This window comes from Allostigmatella hybrida, assembly GCF_020103775.1.
In the GTDB taxonomy this organism is placed as follows: domain Bacteria; phylum Myxococcota; class Myxococcia; order Myxococcales; family Myxococcaceae; genus Hyalangium; species Hyalangium aurantiaca.
In genome coordinates this window covers 94,888-113,480 of sequence record NZ_JAHXBH010000012.1, presented here as the reverse complement: position 1 = coordinate 113,480, position 18,593 = coordinate 94,888, and the positions used below count along the sequence as shown (strand labels likewise).

At 65.7% G+C, this 18,593-nt stretch carries 14 protein-coding genes; 2 read left to right on the top strand and 12 right to left on the bottom strand.

Going from position 1 to position 18,593, the window contains the following annotated elements:
* Nucleotides 1–5: 5 nt before the first annotated feature.
* From KY661_RS20125 to KY661_RS20075, 11 genes are all read right to left on the bottom strand, one after another.
* Nucleotides 6–1,661 carry a hypothetical protein gene (locus KY661_RS20125; RefSeq protein ID WP_225411747.1) on the bottom strand — a complete coding sequence of 552 codons (1,656 nt, stop codon included), beginning with the start codon at nt 1,659–1,661 and terminating at the stop codon, nt 6–8.
* On the bottom strand, nt 1,661–2,053 hold the full coding sequence (locus KY661_RS20120) for a GPW/gp25 family protein (RefSeq protein WP_225411746.1): 393 nt from the start codon (nt 2,051–2,053) through the stop codon (nt 1,661–1,663). Before KY661_RS20120 ends, KY661_RS20125 begins: the two co-directional genes overlap by 1 nt.
* Nucleotides 2,054–2,056: 3 nt before the next feature.
* Nucleotides 2,057–3,310 carry a type VI secretion system baseplate subunit TssK gene (gene tssK, locus KY661_RS20115; protein ID WP_225411745.1) on the bottom strand — a complete coding sequence of 418 codons (1,254 nt, stop codon included), beginning with the start codon at nt 3,308–3,310 and terminating at the stop codon, nt 2,057–2,059.
* A gap of 28 nt (nt 3,311–3,338) precedes the next feature.
* Nucleotides 3,339–3,914, bottom strand: coding sequence for a hypothetical protein (locus KY661_RS20110; protein WP_225411744.1), 576 nt, complete (start codon nt 3,912–3,914; stop codon nt 3,339–3,341).
* 51 nt (nt 3,915–3,965) lie between these two features.
* Nucleotides 3,966–5,459, bottom strand: coding sequence for a type VI secretion system contractile sheath large subunit (gene tssC / locus KY661_RS20105; RefSeq protein ID WP_225411743.1), 1,494 nt, complete (start codon nt 5,457–5,459; stop codon nt 3,966–3,968).
* A gap of 41 nt (nt 5,460–5,500) precedes the next feature.
* Nucleotides 5,501–6,109 carry a type VI secretion system contractile sheath small subunit gene (gene tssB / locus KY661_RS20100; protein WP_225411742.1) on the bottom strand — a complete coding sequence of 203 codons (609 nt, stop codon included), beginning with the start codon at nt 6,107–6,109 and terminating at the stop codon, nt 5,501–5,503.
* 119 nt (nt 6,110–6,228) lie between these two features.
* Nucleotides 6,229–7,107, bottom strand: coding sequence for a type VI secretion system baseplate subunit TssG (locus KY661_RS20095; RefSeq protein ID WP_225411741.1), 879 nt, complete (start codon nt 7,105–7,107; stop codon nt 6,229–6,231).
* A 4-nt stretch (nt 7,108–7,111) separates the two neighbouring features.
* Nucleotides 7,112–8,122: a type VI secretion system protein IglI family protein gene (locus KY661_RS20090; RefSeq protein ID WP_225411740.1), complete on the bottom strand. Its 1,011-nt coding sequence runs from the start codon at nt 8,120–8,122 to the stop codon at nt 7,112–7,114.
* Nucleotides 8,115–8,501, bottom strand: a complete 387-nt coding sequence (locus KY661_RS20085; protein ID WP_225411739.1) for a DUF4280 domain-containing protein — start codon at nt 8,499–8,501, stop codon at nt 8,115–8,117. The genes KY661_RS20090 and KY661_RS20085 overlap by 8 nt, the downstream gene beginning before the upstream one ends.
* A 40-nt stretch (nt 8,502–8,541) precedes the next feature.
* Nucleotides 8,542–10,221, bottom strand: coding sequence for a class I adenylate-forming enzyme family protein (locus KY661_RS20080; protein ID WP_225411738.1), 1,680 nt, complete (start codon nt 10,219–10,221; stop codon nt 8,542–8,544).
* Nucleotides 10,222–10,225: 4 nt separating this feature from the next.
* The gene (locus KY661_RS20075) at nt 10,226–15,511 is read right to left on the bottom strand and encodes a choice-of-anchor D domain-containing protein (RefSeq protein ID WP_225411737.1); all 5,286 of its coding nucleotides are present in this window, start codon (nt 15,509–15,511) and stop codon (nt 10,226–10,228) included.
* 276 nt (nt 15,512–15,787) lie between these two features.
* Here KY661_RS20075 and KY661_RS20070 point away from each other — a divergent pair, with 276 nt between their 5' ends.
* Both KY661_RS20070 and KY661_RS20065 read left to right on the top strand, forming a co-directional pair.
* Nucleotides 15,788–15,958, top strand: a complete 171-nt coding sequence (locus KY661_RS20070; RefSeq protein ID WP_225411736.1) for a hypothetical protein — start codon at nt 15,788–15,790, stop codon at nt 15,956–15,958.
* Between the two features lie 300 nt (nt 15,959–16,258).
* Nucleotides 16,259–17,557, top strand: a complete 1,299-nt coding sequence (locus KY661_RS20065; RefSeq protein ID WP_225411735.1) for an OmpA family protein — start codon at nt 16,259–16,261, stop codon at nt 17,555–17,557.
* Between the two features lie 6 nt (nt 17,558–17,563).
* On the opposite strand, the gene KY661_RS20060 is transcribed toward KY661_RS20065, so the two are convergent.
* Complete coding sequence (locus KY661_RS20060) at nt 17,564–18,553, bottom strand: hypothetical protein (protein ID WP_225411734.1); 990 nt, start codon at nt 18,551–18,553, stop codon at nt 17,564–17,566.
* Nucleotides 18,554–18,593 lie beyond the last annotated feature (40 nt).

Here is an 18,593-nt window from a genome sequence, read left to right as displayed (position 1 = left end):
GGCCCTCACGCCGGCTCTTCCTTGACCTGGATGAGCAGCGTGCCCTCGTTCAGCTGGATTTTCTGCGTGTCCTTCGCGTTCGTGCGCTGCATCAGGAACACGGGCTTGTCGTCCGTGTAGAAGTGCTTGAGCGCGGTGCCGCTCTCGGGCGTCTTGCCCACCATCAGCTGCACGCCCTGCCCTTCCTGCGGCATGCGCACCCCGGTGCGCCAGTCCAGGAAGCGTTTGATCCACGCACGCTTCCAGTCGAGCGCCACCAACACGCGCTCCCCCTTGTACGCGGGGAAGTAGAAGTGGCCCGGCAACAGGTTGGGGTTGAAGGGCGCCGGGATGATCTGATTCGCGAAGAGCGGCACCTTCACCTTGTAGTCATCCAGTGACGTGTCTGGATCCGTATAGGCCTGCCACGTCTCGTGCGCGTCCTCGCCCTGCTCGCTGACGATGAGCCCCTCCACGTAGCGGGGATAGAGCGGGGCCTGCCAGGCGGGCAGATCCACGGAAGGCTCCTCCTTGGGCTCCAGCCGGGTGCTCATCCGGAACGACGCGAAGAGCGCGTAGTCGTCGCCGTAGACTTCGCTCTCCATCTCGGGCGTGCCCTCGCCGGACAGCGACATGCTGCGCACGCGCAGGACCGCATCCTTGGCGATCCCCGCGGCACCCCAGGCGTCATCGGCCGGCAACTTCACCAGCGCGCCCGGCGCGAACGCCTTCTCGGGGAAGGAGCGCCAGGTCAGCTCCAGCTCCGGGCCCCGGGCCTTCAGCCGAGCCGTCTCCAGATCCACCCGCGCCTGCACCTCGTCCGCGATGGAGGTGCACAGCAGCACATCCTGACGGATGCCAGAGACGGAGACGGCCTGCGTCTGCGTCACCGGCTGGCGCTGAGGCCCCTCGGCCACGGCGTTGAGCACCGTCACGTCGTGGCGAATGACTTCGGGCAGCAGGACCTCCAGCCGCTCCAGGTTGTCCTCGTGAAACCGCATCGGCGTCCCCGTGGCGACCTTGGCCCCGGCGAACGCGTAGCCCTGCGCCGTGTAGTCGTAGGTGAAGACGCCCGAGTGGGACTGCACGTACCAGAGCACCCAGTCATAGAAGCTGGCGCCCCCCTGGGGATCCAACCCCACGAAGAGCAGGGGGTGCGAGGTGCCCAGGCCCGCGTCCCAGTCGTAGGTCAGGGCGATCTTCTCGCCCTTGTGCTCCTCCAGCACGTCCTTGACCGTCTTCGCGGTGTACAGGGCACAGGGGTAGTGCTGCCGCCACAGCAGCCGCGCGGCATCCTGGAAACGGATGCCGTACCGGCGGTGGAGGATGAGGCTGCTCTCCCCCGTGGAGACGGCCTCCTCGGCGAGCGTCTTCTCGCTCACGAAGCCCTGGACCTTGAGGGCCGTCTGGCTGGGGCGGCCGGACGTCTCCGGCAGGGCGGCCTTCAGCTCGAGCGTGACCGCGATGAGGTCCTGCTTGATGAAGTCCGCGAGCAGCGCATCCTTCTGCGTGCCGCCACGGCCCTTCGTGTCCGTCAGCAGGAACTCGATTTCGCCTTCCCACCCCCAGCTCCAGAGCTGGAGCGAGAAGCGCTTGATGTGGCCAGCCGTGACCTTGTGGGTGTTGCCGCCCACGGTCAGGGTGAGCGACATGGACAGCCGTTCACCGAGCTCGCTCTCCATCACTCCTCCTCGACGGCTTCCACCCGAACCTGGCCACTGATGGTGTGGAAGAGAACTCGCAGCGTACAGGCAGAGCCCTGCAGGGAGCCAGTCAAGACGAAGTGCAACCACAGGCCAGAGTCCTGGCCCCGCAGCTTCAGCTCCACGCCTTGCAGGCGAGGCTCATGGCACGCCACCGAGCGCAGCATCTCCTCGGTCAACGTCTTCATCAGGTCCCGGGTGCCGAACTTCTCCGTGTAGCGCCCCAGCCCGAAGCCCTCGACGAAGTACCCATAGCCCTCCTTCGTGTTGAGGACGGCCTCGATGTTTTGACACACCTGGTGCAGCTCACCCTCGTCTCCCGAGCGCTGCCAGGGGCTGGTGAACTTGTCGAGAAAGGACGGGCGCGCCATGGCTCACGCCCTGCGCCAGAAGAGAAAAACCTGGGTCCTCTGCAAAGAGGGGGTGGCATAGAAGGCCATGCCATTGTCGCGCACGGCGTACTGCCACTCCTCCCCCAGCGACAGCTTGTACCAGGAAATCTCAGGACCGAAGGCGTGGGGAAACGCCGGGTGCGCCACGTGCTGGAAGGGAATGCCCCGGAGCGCCAGCCGACGCACCGCGGACAGGCGGGAGGGGCTCGCCACCTTCACCCCCTCCATGGACGGGGGCTGGCTGGGGTCCTCGCTCCGCACCAGCAGGTAGAGCTCGCTCTGCACGCCCTCCTCCATGGCGGGCAGCGGGTTCAGCACGAACTGCCCCTCCTTGCTCTCGAACGGCTTGTAGGTGAGCCGTGTGTCCTCGGGGCGGAAGGCCCGGTTGAGCAGCTCCATCCACCCCCACAGCCCTGCCCCCAGGTCATCGTGGCGGTACGCGGGCCAGACCCCATCCGGATCCAACTCCAGGTAGCAGCAGACCTCGACGTAGAACCGGCGCAGGGCATCGAAGAAGACGTAGGGGTGGGGGCAGATGCCGCCGCGCATGTCCGCGCGCATGGACTGCAACCGGCGCACCTCCAGGAGCGTCCTGCGGGCGCTCGCCAGCCGCTCCGTGCGCTGGTAGCTGTCGAGCAACAGGGTGCGGAGCTGGCCGTGGGCCTTCTCCATCAACATGTCGAGCTCGCCCAGCAGCTCATTGAGAAACGGGTTGGCCCCCACCAGCAACAGGGGGGGAATCTTCCGGGAGGCGGGGCTCCAGGCCCCCTCGAGATTCTTCGAGAAGACCACCAGCTCCATCGAGGAGAGCGCGCGGTCCATGGACTGCTCGCTGGAGAGCAGCAACCGGCGCACGTAGCGCTGCACACCGGCAGGCTCATCCGCGTAGAGCGGCACCCCTTCCGCGCCCCGCGTTTCCTCCAGCAGGTGCAGGTGGACGGAGACCTCCGCCCGGCCCGTGGCCTCTAGGGACAGGGGCGCGAGGACGGCATTGCCCGGCACGTCCACCAGGAAGCCTCCTGGAAGGACCGCGGTCAGGGCGGAAACGGAAAGGCTGCCCTCGGCCAGCAGCGCCTCGCTCCAGGAGAACGAGGCGATGCCGACCTGGGGCAGCCCGGACAGCTCCGCATGCAGCCGCGTCTCGGACGAGAGCGCTTCGTCCTGGGCACGGAAGTGCTCGGGAAGGAGCGTCTGGCCAACTTGCCAGCGGACCCGCGCGAGCTTGTGGCGCTGCATGGGAGGCTTTCCTGACGTGGTGCGGCGGTTAGGCCGCCTCGGTGATGCCCCACTTCTTGACGATGTTCTTGCTCGAACCCGTGGCCAGGTTGATCGCCTGCTCCGTCGTGTGGGGCTTGATGCCGACCTGGAGGGTGAAGTTCTTGGGCGCCTGGACCTCGGAGGACGGATCATCCGCCACCGACAGGTTCAGGTCATCCCCGTTCTTCTCCAGGATGCCCGTCAGCGCCTTGTCGATGTAATTCGACTTGTAGTACTTCTTCACGAGCGGGTCGTACTCGTAGATGGTGTACTTGAACGACACCTCGACGTTGGACAGGGTCCCCAGCAGCGCCGCAGCCACCACCTGCTTGTTGTTGGTGGACACCTGCATGGACAGGTACATGGCGTCGGTGTTGCCCGTCTCCCACAGGTAATGGTTGAGCACACCGACCACCGCCGCCAGGTTCTTGCCCGGCTGCTCCGGGTCCAGCAGCGTCGTCTGGTCCGCGACCAGGGGCACATCGCCGATCTTCATCTCGGTGACGAAACCGATTGACGCCTGCTTGTCCTTCTTGAAGTTGAAGCCCTGGTACACATCCAGGGAACGCGAGAACTGAGGCATTGCTCCCCTCCTATGACTTGACTGCGGCGTGAAGACTGCGAGGAAACCTGGCTACCCGAGGCGGGACTCCAACATCAACTCCACGTTGAGGCCTTCGAACTGGATGTGCGGCAGGACCGCTACCTTGCAATCATACCAGCCCAGCTCCCCAGGCCGGGAATCCACAATGACCTGAGTGGCCTTGAAAGGGAAGCGCCGCAACGTCATGTCGTCCGGATTCACCACCGTGGTGATGTATCCCGACAGCCAGGCGTCGAGCTGCCGCTGGACGTAGCCCGCGTCGGCTGTGCTGCCGATGTTGTCGCGCGCGATGCTCTTGATGTAGTGCGCCAACCGGGTGATGGAGAAGGTGTAGGCCAGGTTGGTGACGAGCTGCGCGTTCTCCGAGTCCTTCGGGTCCTTGAACTTCTTGGCCCGCTTGATGGACTGGGTGCTGAAGAACGTCGCCTCGCTGGAGCCCTTGCGGTGCACCAACGGAATGAAGCCGTTCCGGGCGAATTCGTACTCGCGATAGTCGGGAATGGCGATCTCCACCGGCGCCTGGATCATCTTCTGACCCCGCAGGGTGAAGGAGTCCACCGGCAGACCGGTGACCAAGCCGCCCCCCTTGGGGCCGCGGATGGACTGGCACCAGCCCGACTGCTCGAAGGCCTTCACGAGGTTGCGCGCCATCAGGAAGGACGCATTGCCCCAGAGGTACTTCTTCGAGTCACCCTCCGCGTCCTCCTTGAAGTTGAGCACGTCGCAGGGGTTACGGTCGGGATCCCACGGCAGCCGCACCACGTAACGAGGCAGCGTCAGCCCGATGTAGGCCGCCTCTTCCTTGTCGCGCAGTTCCATCCACTTGCTGTAACGCGGGTGGTTCAGCACGCCGTCCAGGTTCTTGAGCGACTCAAGCTGCTCGACGCTCTCACAGTCGAAGAACTTGGGGCTGGCCGCCGAGACAAAGGGACAGTGCGCGGCGTTGGCCACCTTGCCCATGCGCTCCAGCCAGGTCAGGTCCGCGCGGGAGGCGGAGAACTCGTACAGACCCAGCATCACCCCATAGGGCTTGCCGCCGAACTGGTCGTACTCCTTGATGTAGATCTTGTCGAACAGCGCGCTGGAGAAGATGTTGCTTGAGTTCTTCTCGAAATCCTCGCTCAGCTCTTCCTTGGCGACATCCAGGATGTCGATGGTGACGTCCGCCTGGAAGTTGGTGTTGTTGACCAGATCATCCAGGCCACGCCAAGAAGACTCCATCGCCTGGAACTCCTCGGCGTGGAGAATCTCGTTCATCTGTGACTCTATGAGGCCATCGATGCGCGCGATGGCCTTCATCACCTCGCCCTTGTCGAAGCGGACCTCCCCGGACTCATCCTCGATGGGGTCGACGTTGTAGAGCAACGCGGCCAGAGAGGACATGAACCGCTCATCCCCAGCCATCTGCAGGTCACTCTGCGCGGCGGGCACCAGCCCCGTTCCCACGATGGGCTGGGCTTGGAGGGGGACCTCGAAGCCGCGAACCTGGAACAACTCTTTGAGATAATTCTTATTGTCAGCCATGAGCTAGGGGCTCCTCGGCACGAAGAAAAAAAGATAGAAAATCAGGTGACCTTGGCGGGAGCCACAGCGGAGACGGTGTCGGCGGCGAGCGCGGGAGGGGCACCCGGAACTGCCGACGGCGCGGCAGGCTTGGCCGAGTCAGGCAGGCGCATGCTCGCGTAGCTCTTGAGCTGGTCGCTCTGCAGCAACTTCTGCAGCTCTTCCTTGTTGGAGAACAGCTCGTAAAGCTTGCGCCGCAAATCCTTGCGGTTGTCGATATCCGCCTGCATCTCCAGCAGCAGCTTGCGCAGCAGCAGCAGCGACTTGAGCTTGGGCACGTGGTGGACAATCTCATCCGGGTGAAAAGACTTCATCCGGTCGATGGGCAGGTTGATCGCCATCTGGCCATTGCCATCAGCGCTGAGCTTGTCCTGCACATCGAACGAGAGGGACATGCCCATGTCCTTCATCAGCTCGTTGATGTTGGAGCCCGTGACCGACCGCAGCTTGCGCTCTTCCAGGTCTGTCTGGCGATCCGTGGAACTCCCACTCGAGAAGTCACCCATCACCACGACACGGAAGGGAAGCTTGACGTCCTCCTCTTTTCCGTTGAGGTTGGTGCGATAGGTGAGGGTAATGCGAGACTTGGGCAGACTGTCCTGAATCGGCACGGGTTCTCCTTACACAAAGCGGTTCACATTTCCAGAAAGCCCGCCGCCCTTACCCGCCCTTACAGGACATGGCCCGCCATGTTCTAAGTGGTCATTTAAGGACAAGTGGTATCGAAGGGTCAAGAGGGCCTCATGGCGTTCCCCGCTTGAGAACCCGCTGTGTCTCCCGAGAAAAGCAGGACGTGCTGGGCCTGGGCAGGAACGCCCTTCAACGGATCATATCCCAGGTGGCTGTCACGCTCGATGCGCAGGAACCCCTCCTGATCGCGCAGCACGAGGATGACGGTGAGCATCAGCATTTTATCGGAGAGCAGCGGCAACACCTCCGACTCGAACCGTCGGCGAGCCTCCACCGCCCAGGGCACCCCGCTGCTGGACAGGGGCTCGTTGCAGTGGACCCTCACCTCCATGCCCCCGGTGGCCACGGAGGCGAACCCACCCATCGTGTCCCCTTCGCCCAGCGCGCTGGCCCCCAGCCGCATCGCGCGCGCGGGGAGCCGCTGCTTGCGCGTCTCACGGCGCACCGAGAGTTCCGCTTCTGGAAAGCTCTTGCTGAAGAGCCAGTGCAGGGTGCTCGGGCACGTGGGGCGTAGCAGGCGCAGCCGATCCCGGGCCGTCTCCGGCCACCCGGGCAACAACGCCCCCTCGCGCTCGGGATGAAGCCCCGCGAAGCAGTCCTGGAGCAGCCGGTGATCAAAGAATCCCACGAAGCGCTCGAGCCGCTCGTGGTCGAGCTGATCCATCGTCCGCATGAGGAAGGACGGCAAGGGCGACTGCGCGCTGAGCAGGCCGACGTTCACCGTGATGATGATGCGCGGACGCGGCTGCCGGTGGAACTGGATGTCGTGCACCAGGTGCGCCTGGTGCAACGTGGTGCGGTGGCTGCGGTATTCGATCTCCGCACCGCCATAGCCGGAGGCGCGCAGCACCTCCAGCAACGCTGGAATGTCGAAGCTGCGGATGCGCTCGCGAATGCGAGCCTCGACGGACTGCTCCACGCCCCTACTCCTCCGCCTCGCGAGTGTCCTGCCCTGACGCGGACGCCAGGAAGGTCTCGAGATCCACCCGGTAGAGCTGATCGAGCGCGCGGAAGGACAGGGACTCGGTGCCTTGCAGCAGCGACTCTACCTGCTCGGCATGCGTGCTCAGCCCGGCGAAGAACCGGGAGAACAAAGCAGGCAGGTACACGCGCGGATCGAAGCGCTCCATCACCGCCATCACGTCCGCGGCCACCACGCTGGCCCGCTGGAAATCCCCGCGCTGAACGAGCGTGTCGAACGCGGCCAGCTTGCGCATCAGCTCCGCCATCGCGGGCGACACGGGCATCGTGGGCCCGGCCTCGCGGACCACCGGGCGCGTCGCGGCCTCCCTGCGGGCGGGAGCCTCGGGCTCCGGTTCCAACTCCTCTTCCATCTCTGGCTCCGGTGGAGGCCGCTCGGAAGGCAGGGTGATGAGGTGCCCCTCCATCCATTGCGTCAGGCGGCGGAAAGGCGCCTCACACCCGTTGCGGGGCATCGCCTGGCCAAACGAGGAGAAGATTTCCTCGCTGAGCGCGAGCGCCTGCTCCAGGGGCTCGCGGTTGGAGGCCGTGCTCCAGCGCTGCCACGCCTCATCCTTGCTTCGCTCGTGGTGCTCGATGTGCTTGTTGAGCACCTTGAGCAGCCAGCGCAGGCCCCCGTCCGCAAAGAGGTCCTTGCGCTTACTGGGGCCGAAGAACTGCCAGTTGCGCAGCAGGGTGCTGGAGAGCGAGTGAAACATCTCCGGCAGCGCCTGGAGCCCGCCTTCGAGGAAGAGACCGAGCAGGTACGGCCCCACGAGCCTCACGTCGTAGAGTTCCTCGCGCAGCATCGCCTCGGCGGCCCGGGCCGCCCCCAGGTAGTCCCCTCGGGACACCAGGCCGTTGACCTTCTCCAGCCGCTCATCCGAGCTCTCCAGGTCGGGGGCCTCGGCCTCCAGCGTCCTGTTCAGAAGCCCCTGCGCCAACGGGGCTACCACCTTCGCGGGTTCACCCATCTTGCACCGTGACCTGTCCGGGGGAGACGACCTGGATGACTCCGCCCCAGTTGCACATCAGCTTGCAGTTACTGTCCACGGCCGGCATGTTGCCGATCAGCACCTTGGGACACCCAGGGACCCAAGGCGCCGCCGTCGCGGGCACACACGGCATGGGCGTCAACACCCCCAGGGCCGCCGCGGTGGCCGCGGCCACCATGGGGTTCGCCATCGACGTACACATCCCGAATGGCAGGATGTTCGCCAGGGGCTTGTTGTCCATGATGTTGGCCGCCGGTGTCGTGGCCATCACCTTGTTGGTGGGAAGCACCATCAGTGAGGAGGGGGCCACCCCGAAGCTGCACTGCAACATCGCCCCTGTCACGACCTGGACACCCATGGAATCCTCCCTGGCTAGAAGCTCACGGGAGGCACCATCCTCACATACCCCGCTCTTCTTTTTCCAGCAGGCGCCCCCTGAGCTTGGTCAGTGCCTGGAAGAGCGAGTCCAGGCTCTTCCGATGAAGGGCGCCCGTGAGAAATTGGGCGTGACACCATCGCTCATCTACCTGCCCATCGACCTGGCGAGCATAAAGGGGCGCGAACTCGATCCGATCGGGAAGGTGCTCCCCCCCGAACTGAAGCTCCAGGAGGCGCCGGATCTCTTGCGACCAGGTCCCTCGCTGTTCTACTTGTGAGCCCGTGAAAACAAGTAAGACATAACGGTAATGTCCCGCGACCCCACCCGTCGGGGCTGTCACCACCGTGGCGCCCCGCACGAAGGGCAAGGTCCTCACCACCTCCGCGACTTCGGCGGACAGGTACACCCGGCCTTCCCGTCTGGCCAGGCGGGGGCCTCCGTAGTGGTACAGGCCATAGGAGCGCGTGAGCACCACGTAGGGGGGCGGACGCTCGTCATTCGGCACCAGGGTGAAGATGCCCACATCCCCTGGGGCCTGTTGACCGCTCATGTTGACATCGTGCAACGCCCAGCGGCGCCCAGCGGCCGGCGGGGTCTCGGTATGGACGTCTCGCACCCTCCGGGGCGAGGCCAGCACGGCGCCTCCCGCGGAAGGGTCCACGAGCACGTTGGAAGAAGGCACCGCGCCCAGGCCGCACTGCTGAACCCAGGCGCGCCAGGACTGCCAATCGAGCGGCTCCTCGGGGTTGCGGAACCAGTGGGCCACGTTCTTCAGCGGCGTCCGGGCCCGCAGTGTCACGTCGCGCAGGGCCGGCGTCACCCCCAGCGCGCGCAGCGGGTGCTCCACGAGCAGCGTTGGCTGGGCCTCGAGGTCCGCCAGTTCCAAGTGAAGATAGGTGGCCCCGCGCAGCAGCGTGGCGAACAGAAAGGCTGGCAGGTGCTGCAGCAGGTAATAGCCCGGCGCCGCCAGGTGCTCGCCAGCCCCCAGCCCCAGGGTGAGCAGGCCATCCACCAGCGCTCCCCCCCAGGCATCCGCCGCGAGGAGCAACGCGGGCGTGTCCGGCGGTTCCACCAGCGGGGAGAAGAGCAGCCCCACGGGCTCGGCGGGCTTGTAGGTATGCGAGGTGAATGCGGGGGCATCCTGGCCCCGGCTCTGAAGCAGCTTCTTCTCGAAGCCCTCCAGCAGCGCCGCCTGGTGGGGCTCCGCGGCGAGGTGGTCAGGCCCGAGCGCGGCCAACCGGCGTGACAGGAAGCGTTTGCCGTGGGCGGGCAGGAAGCTGATGCAGGCGCCCAGGCACAGGGCCGCGGCGAAGGACACGAGCAGTTCACTGCCCACCGGGTAGACCAGGCAGACCTTGGCCCCGGCCTTGACGCCCTGCCGGGCCCACTCCGTGGCCCGCCGCGCGGACTGCTCGTGAAGCTGCCGGTAGCTGAGCACCTGCCAGCCGGCGCGCCTGTCGTAGACGCGCAGCGCCGCCCGGTCCACGGTGCCATGGCGGACCACGAGATCATGGAAGAAATCGTAGTGCTGGCCCGTCAGGCTCTTCAGGGGGGCGCCCTTACCGGTGTGGGCGGCCGCCAGGGCCGCGATGAACCCTTCGGGATCCTCCCAGCTCTCCTGCTGCCAGGAGGGCACCCCGGCGCCCGCGGGCGCGCCCGCCTCCAGCTGTTCGAGGATCTTTTTCACATCGAAGGCCATCCGCTTATCCGTTCCTCCGACGGGAGGCCCAGACCCACAGGGCCATCAACGCCAGCAGGCTGGCGCTCCCCACCCCGGTGCTGCCGAAGGAACACCCACCGCCCTGTCCCGTCAGGCTGCGGCCCTGTCCTCGCACGGACAGCCGCACCTCGGGCTGCTTCACATCCTGGACAGAGACAAACAGCTCACTCTCCGCCAAGGCGGTCGTCTTGGGGGCGAACGTCACCGTGAAGGAAGCAGTCCCGTTGGGCGGAATCGGACTGGCCAGGGCGGCCTTGTCCAATTCGAAGGGCGAGCCCTCGTGCTGCGTGACATCCACCTTCTGGGCCGAGGACGATTTGTTGGTGATGACGACCTCCCGGGATTCGGCCGGAGCCCCGACGTCCACCCGCTCGAAGTCCAGGCTGGACGGATTCACCTCGACCGTGAGGTCGATGACCTGGCCCTTCATCGCCACCTCCACGCCCTTACGCTGGAGGGGCTCGGAGCCAAAGATGAGCGTCGCATCCGACAACATCTGCTTCCTGGCATCGTAGGAGACCTTCACGGAGGTGGACGCGCCCCCGTCCAAGCTCCGGGGGGTCCCCTGGCTCCAGTCCGGGACCAGAAAGCCCTCGCCCGTCCTGTAGGACACAGAGGGCCCGTAGAGCGTCACGGGCTCATCGCTCATGTTCGTGATGGTGAGCGACTTGTCCTCGATGCGTCCACTGCGCACCACCCCGAACTCCAACACGGGGGGAGACATCGAGAACACCGAGGAGGTGCCCTCCCCCCGCAGCTCCACCACCCGAGGCTCCGGAGAATCGTCCATGTAGATCTTCAGCTTGCCGCTCACCTTGGCTTCCGCCGTGGGCGTGAACACCAATTTCAGGTCGAGCTGGTGATAGGACGTCCCCGCGTCGGCGCCCCCGAGGGGATAGGGCGCCAGGATGTAATCGGAAGGGATTTCGTCGTGGACGAACTGACCCACCGTTTCCTGTTCGATCTCCAGCCGCTTGATGACCACGGGCTGCTGATCGCGGTTTACCAGGGTCACGGTGCGCTTGGCCGACGCCTTGTTGACCAGTTGCAAGCCGAAGCTCAGCAGCGGGGGAATCTGGATCTTCCGGCTCCCCCCCGCTCCCGACAGGGGCAGGCTCACCAATGGCCGACTGAGCTCATTCGAGGTGAGGTCGACCTGGGCGAAGAACTGCCGCTCCGCCTGCGGGCTCATCGTGACCGTCAGCGTGGCGGAGGCATTCGCCGCCAGTGGCTTCAGGCTGGAGGGCGACACCTCGAAGGTGCCCTTGTCCAGCCCACTCACGACGATGTTGCTCAGCTTGAGCTGTCCCTCACCCTTGTTCGTCACGATCAGGGGCAGCACGGCATGCCCACCCACGGGCGTGTTGGCGAACAGCAGTCCCCCATCGGGGTTCACCTCCAGCGCGGGCGCGACGCCGCTGCCTTCCAACTGCACGGCCTTCGTCCCCCCATCTCCCCTCACCCCGTTGCTGTAGACCACGGCGCGGCCCACGTGACTGCCCCCTGTCCGAGGCGTGAAGCTGATCCGCACCGACGCGCTGCCTCCCGCGTCCACGCGGAATTGCGAGCCGCCATCCGACTCATCGACCAGGAAGCTGCCTTCCGTGCCGGCATCCGCAGCATTGCCCTCGATGGCGACACGCGACACGAGCAGATCCCGCTCTCCATCATTGACGACGGAGAACTCCTTGATGATCGCCTCTCCCAGGTTGGACGGGCCAAAGCGAAGCTCGCCCGGCAGCAGCTTCATGTCCGCGGCCACGGCCTTGCCCGACAACTGGATCCGCAGCTCGGGATTGGTCGGTGAATCGCTCGTCACCACGGCGTCTTCCACGAAGCCTCCCCGGTAGGGCGGCGTGAAGGTGACGCCCACCGGACAGCTCCCGCCATCCTGCTCCAGCACCACCCCTTCACACTCCCGGGAGATGTTGAAGGCGGAGCCCACCGACGCATCGATGCTCTCGAGCCGGAGCGGGTAGTTGCCGACGTTGACGAGCCGCGCGAACTGGGTGCCGGACGTGCCCACCTCCACCCCATCGAACACGAGGCCACCATCGGAGGCCAGCACCAGACGGCCATCCACGCCGTTCCCCTTCAAGGCCGGGAAGCCTCCATCTCCGGCGGAGAAGTATTTGCTGAGGACGATGAGCTGCTCCTCCTTGGCCACCAGCTCCTTGGGGGTGAATTGCACGAACACGGCCAGGTGCTTCTGCGGTCCCACGATCCAGCCGCCATCGGGTGGGTTGGGCGTGCCGCCATCGAGCGCCGCGAGAGGACGCTCCCCCTCCTCCGTGAGCGTTTCGACCGCCGTGAAACTGAAGACCGGGTCCGAGGGAAGGATCTGCGAGATCACCAGATCCGTGGACCCTTCGTTCTTGATCAACACCAGCTTGGCACCGCTGGTCGTCGCCACCCGCTGGTTCTTGAAGTCGAGCACCAGCGGGTCGAAGCTCATCTTCGCGGCGACGCCCGAGCCCTGCACGATGAACGGCTTCGCCTCGAACCCCAGGAAGTTGACGTTGAGCGTCCGCTCCCCCGTAGAGGCCTCCTGGGTCGGCGCGAAGAGCACCTGGAAGGTCCAGGGAGAGGTATTCGTGATGGGCTGGGTCAGGGGATCCACGAGCACCACGTGGAAGTTGGGCAGCGCCTCGGTGATGCCTGCCACATAGACGGGGGCGGGGCTCGAGTTGCTCAGCGTGATCGTCAACCTCGACTCGGCTCCGACCTGAACCGAGCCAAAGTTATGCTTGGCTCCCGGCAAGTTCATGCTCAGCTCCGGTAGGACGGCCTTGGTTCCCGACATTTGCACCGTCTTGGAATCGGACGGTGCCGGGCCTTGCCCGGTCGCGGGGGTCACGGGGGTCACTTCGATCGTCAGAGAGCCCGTGTGGGTGGTGAAGGCGTCCGCAGTCTTGGGCGCGAACCGGACATTGAAGGTGTAAACCCCCGAGGGCCCCACGGCGATATCCCGAGGCAGGCTGGCCGTGTGGTTGAAGATCGAGGTGGCCGCCGAGGAGATGGAAATCCCGTTCGCGGCCAGCCGGAGCGGCACGTTTCCCTGGTTCCGGATGGTCACCGGCACCGTGGCCGTGCCCCCCGCGTACATAGGCCCGAACTCCAGGGAAGTCGGCTCCACCTGGAACTTCGGCAGGGCCCCTGTGCCCTTCAACAAGACGGTGTCCACCCTTCCGTAGATATTGCTTTCGATCTTCAGGCTGGCTTGAGCCAGGCCTTCCTCGGAAGGGGCGAACGTGATCGGAATGTTTCGGAGCTGCCCCGGCGGCACGGTGATGGGGAGCGGACTCACCGTGAAAGCCGAGCCACCGCCATCGACGCGAACGGTGAGGGTGAGGCTTCCCGTCCCTGTGTTCGTGGCCGTCAAGACCCCTTCGATCGGCAGACTGCTGCTGGTTCCCCGCCAGATGGATCCGAAATCCAAGGACGAAGCCGACAGCGAGTACCCCAGCGAGACGCCTTTGCCCTTGAGGATGACGCTTCCCGAAGTCCTGTTCGGCTGATTGCTGGCAAAGACGAGCTGCGCATCGAACAGGCGCGCAAAGTCCGGCCTGAACGTCACACCGAGGTCCCTGTAGTCATTCTCCGGAATCGAGAGGGAGCGTTGTAGGACATCGAAGTAGGGCTTGTCTGCGCCCTGAAGGGTGATCCCGGAGATCTGGAGGGTGCCAGTCCCCGTGTTCGCGAAGCGCAGCGTCTTTTGAACCTGGACGTTCTCCAGTTGCTCTTCGAAGTCCAACTGCCCAGGCACGGTGTAGTTGGGCTCCACGCCCCGTCCATGCAGGTTGACCGCGGCCATCGGCCCCGCGGCCTGGTTGCTTTCGAAGGTCAGGACCACCCCGGCATCTACCTTGAACTTGGGCGCGAACTGCACCGTGAGCGGAGTGCCTGCGTCGCCGCCAGATGGCACATTGAATGCCGAGGGAGACACCTTGAAGTGCTCCGCATCCCCCGTCATCACCACCTTCGAGACCCGGATGGTGCCCGAGCCGTTGTTGGTGGCCATGATCGTCAACGTGCCGCCGTCGGAGCCCACCAGTTGCTCGGGGAACCCCGCATCACTGGGGTTGAACGCGAGGACGGGATTGACCCCTCTGCCACTGAGCGAAATCGTTCCCGTGGGGCTTCCCACCTCGTTCGTCGAGTAGGTCACCTGGGCTGTGGCCGGGCCCTCGGCCGTGGGACGGAACTTCACCTCCAGCGTCCGGGATTGCTTCTCTGGAACCTCCAGCCTTGTCGGCGGGAGTTCGAAGACACCCAATGGGTTGCTGCTGAACGAGGCATTGAGAACCAGGGTTCCCGTTCCGTGGTTTGTCACCGTCAGCAGCTCCGACCTGCCCGTGTTGACTTGCTGCTCTTCGAAGGCAATCGCCGAGGCGGACAGCTCGAGCTCGGGCGAGATGCCCCGGCCCGTGGCCCTGACCGTGGGCGAGGTTCCCGTGGTCTGGTTGCTGATGAAGGACAAGGTCACCCCCGCGTCTCCCGGAGCGCTGGGATTGAACGTCACGGTGAGGTTCACGCCCCCGTCAGCGCCCTCTCCGATGGAGAAGACCTTGGGATTGACGGTGAACTGGTCCGTTCCGGTGCCGACAATCGAGACATCGGTCACCCGGAGCGTCCCCAAGCCGCTCTTGGTGGCCGTCAGGCTCAGGACGCCCGCGTCATGAAGGACCCGCTCGCCAAACGAGAGGTTGCCGGGCAGCACCGCCAATCGGGGATTCACGCCCCGGGCATTGAGGGTGACCGCCTGTTGCTCGCTCTCGGGATCATTGCTCACGAAGGTGAGCTGTGTGGTGGCGGTGACCTCATTGGCGCCTGGCACGAACTTCACGTTCACGGCTCGGCTCTGGCCCGCGAGCACATCGAAATCATGCGGGGTTATCTGGAAGAGCGACTGGTGGAGTCCTGTCTTGTTCACGCCTCTTACTTCGAGTGTGGCGGTCCCTTCGTTCTTCACCGTCACAGTCGATGACTTGCTATCATTGACGGGGGTGTCTGGCAGATCCACGGTCAACGGAGTGGGAGCGAGCACCGGCGCCACGCCCCTGCCCGTGATCGCGATCGTGGCAGACCACGAGCAGCCCTCGACGCTTGTCACCGTGAGGTTGCGCGCAAAGCTTCCTCTCACATCAGGCTTGAAGGTGACCTTGATGAGGGACGGGTGCTCGACCTTGAACGTTAAGTCGACACCTGGAGCCGTGACGAAGGGATTCCCCGCCGCCAGGCCACTGAAGCTCAACTCACCGTTGATCATCGCTGAACTGTCATTGAACAACTGGATCGTCTCCGTCTTGGGCTGCCCGACAGGGATGTCCGCGAAGTTCAGCGTGGCGTGCTCGAAGCGAAGCGGATGCCCCCCATCGACCGCATTGCCGACAGCGCAGGCCCCTCCTCCATCCGGGCTCCCAGCGTCAGGGCCTGCATCTTGAGGGCCCGCGTCCTGAGGGCCCGCGTCCTGAGGGCCCGCGTCCTGAGGGCCCGCGTCCTGAGGGCCCGCGTCCTGAGGGCCCGCGTCCTGAGGTCCTGCGTCTTGGGGGCCCGCATCCTGAGGCCCTGCATCCTGAGGGCCCGCATCTGGGCTCCCAGCATCAGCGCCTGCATCGTCCAGTCCCGCGTCTCCCCCGTCGTCGCCCGCGTCTCCCCCGTCCTCACCCGCGTCCGCCAGCAGGGCCGCGAAGGCTTCGGACTGCGCGTGCTGTGACTCGGCTGACGGCAGCTCGGCTGGCCCACAAGAGACCAGTAACCCCAACCCCATCACGGCCAGGACGCTGAGTCGGAGCACTTGCATCTCCCTGCATAAAGAGCGGTAAGCTTGAAACTGGACATGAGCATACCATCTCTCAGGGGGGCAATGGCCGTAGCCCTGCTGGTAGGCACTCAAGCTTCGGCTCAAGCCGGAGCCCAGCTGCCTGGCTTCAACCTGGAACGTCTCCAGACGAATACAGGCCGCGGCACGGTGCTCATCGGTAACGGTGAGCTCATGGTCCCAGGCGGACTGAGCGTGAGCCTGCTGGGTCACTACCAGCGCATGCCCCTGGAACTGGACGACGGCGAGCGGACCCTCCAGGTTGTCCGTGACAGGGCCACGGCCTTGCTCTCCGCCAGCTATGGCCTCCTGCCATGGCTCGAAGTCAGCGCGCAGGTGCCCTTCGTCCTCTGGCAGCAAGGCGATGATCCAAACGAGATAGGACTCGAACGGTTGACTGCTCAGGGGCTGAGCACCCCGGTGTTGCAAGCCCGGCTCGGGCTGCTGTCTCGCCGCTACCGGCAACCGGTGGACCTCTCGGCGGACCTGGGCGTCGGGCTGCCCTTCGGCTCGGAGCAGGCCCTGGCGGGGGATAACAAGCCGCGCTTCCATGCGCGCATGGTGGTGGGGGCGGTGGTTCGGGGACTGAACCCCTCCTTCGAGGCGGGTGTGTTGTTCCGGCCCTCCATCCTCTTGACCACCACGGAAGGGGTTGCCAAACCTGGCGCGCGCTCGGAGATCCACCTGGGCGCCTCTCTGGCCACCACGGGCAAGGGCACGCGGGGTGAGCTCGGCCTCCGGGCCATCGTCGCGCGCCAGACCTCCGTGGAAGTGCTGGGCGGCCTGCGCTTCCCCCTTCTGGTCGGCCTGGATGCCTTCTTGCTCGGCGGCCCCGGCCTGGGCGCCGCCCCTGGCGCCGCGCAGTTCCGCATGCTCGCGGGCGTGTCCTTCCGCCAAGAGCCCCCTCCTCCGATCTCTTTCATCGACGAGGCCAGGGACCACGAGCTTCAGCTCTCCATGGCCAAGCCGACGTCCCCCCCAGTGGAGAACACCCTGCGTCCTGTCAGCACCTGGGAGTTCAACTCCCTCACCCGGGGCGAGCGCCAGGATGGAGCCGCCGGGAACGAGCCTGCGCAGGAGCCGCTACGGCCCTATCAGCCGACGGCCCAGGAGCGGCTCGTGTTGCGAGGTGAGGTCCGCTTCACCCAAGGTAGCTCCGCCCTGACGGGCGTGGTGCCCCTGCTGGATCAGGTCGTCTTGCAGTGGTCCGAGCACCCGGGACAAGGGCTCATCATCGTCGAAGGGCATGCGGACACGGAGAAGGCCGAGACCTCGGACATGTTCATGTCCCTGCAGCGCGCGCAGGCGGTCCGGCGGTACCTGGTCGACCAGGGCATTCCGGGAACGCGGGTGCGCATCCGGGGCATGGGCTCGGACTGGCCCATCAGCTCCCGCCCCGCGACCGAGCAGGAGCACCAGCTCAACCGCCGGGCCGAGGTGCTCGTCATCACGAAGACCGAAGAGGAAGCGACGACCCGGGTCCCCAGTCCCTGAACCCCGTCAGCGGGAGCGGGGTAGGACGCCCATCCGGACGAAGAACCGGGCCTTGCGCTCCAGCTCGTTCTGAAGGTCGCGCAGATGCCGCGTGGTGTCACGCCCCGGCGGCGCCTCCCGGGCGGGCGCGAGGGCCGCAGGCTCGCTGGTTCGCCGCGTCTCCGCCGCGGAGCCCTGTCGCGCGCGCACCGGAAGCTCGGGCCGGGGTCTTGGAACGGCCGCATGCCGGGAGGGAAGTGGCAGAACCGTGTCATCCACGTTTTGCCCGAAGAGCCAGGCACCGCACCGCCAGAGCATGTCATGCCGACCGAGCAACAAGGTCCAGAACCGGTCACGCATCTCGATGGCCTTCAGCAAGGCGGCGGTGCTGTTCTCCCCGGGGCCTTCGCCCTGTGGGGCGAGGAGCATTCGCAGCTGGCCGAAGGTGCTCTCGGCGTCCAGCACATCGGCGCCCGTGAGGGGTGAGCGGCCTGCGGTCTTCTGCTCGTTGCGCCGGAACAGCGCCGCGAGCGCCAGCCCGTCCTCCAACGTGCTCCGCCGACCAGACAAGCGGACTTCGTCGATGTCAGCGGCGGTGAACAGCTCCGCTTCGGCCAGCGCCTCCGCGGCCTTGCGCAGCTTCCGGCGCCACCGCTGCGCTTGTTCGAACAGGGCTGCGAACTGGGACGCATGGCGCTCCCGTTCCACCTGGAGGGCAGCGTAGGCCAGCCCCTGGACCAGCAGAGGAATCCGCGACAGCTCCACGGCATTCACATCGGGTAGGCGGCCAATGAGCATGGCCCCTCTGCCCAGCACCGCTTCGACCCCTCGCACCACGTTGTGATATGCCAGGACGATGTCGGCACCGCACTCCTCCAGGAGGTGGGGCTCCAGGGCGTTGGCGGCGGCAAGAAATCCGTCGTAAGCCGTCTGTGAGCTGATGCTCTCCAGCTCCGAGAGGACCGTGGATTCCTGGGCCCGGACGTCAGAAGGCCTGCCGACAACATCCTCGCTCATGCCAGCAGGGTACAAAGCCTTCCACGGTGCCGCAACGCAG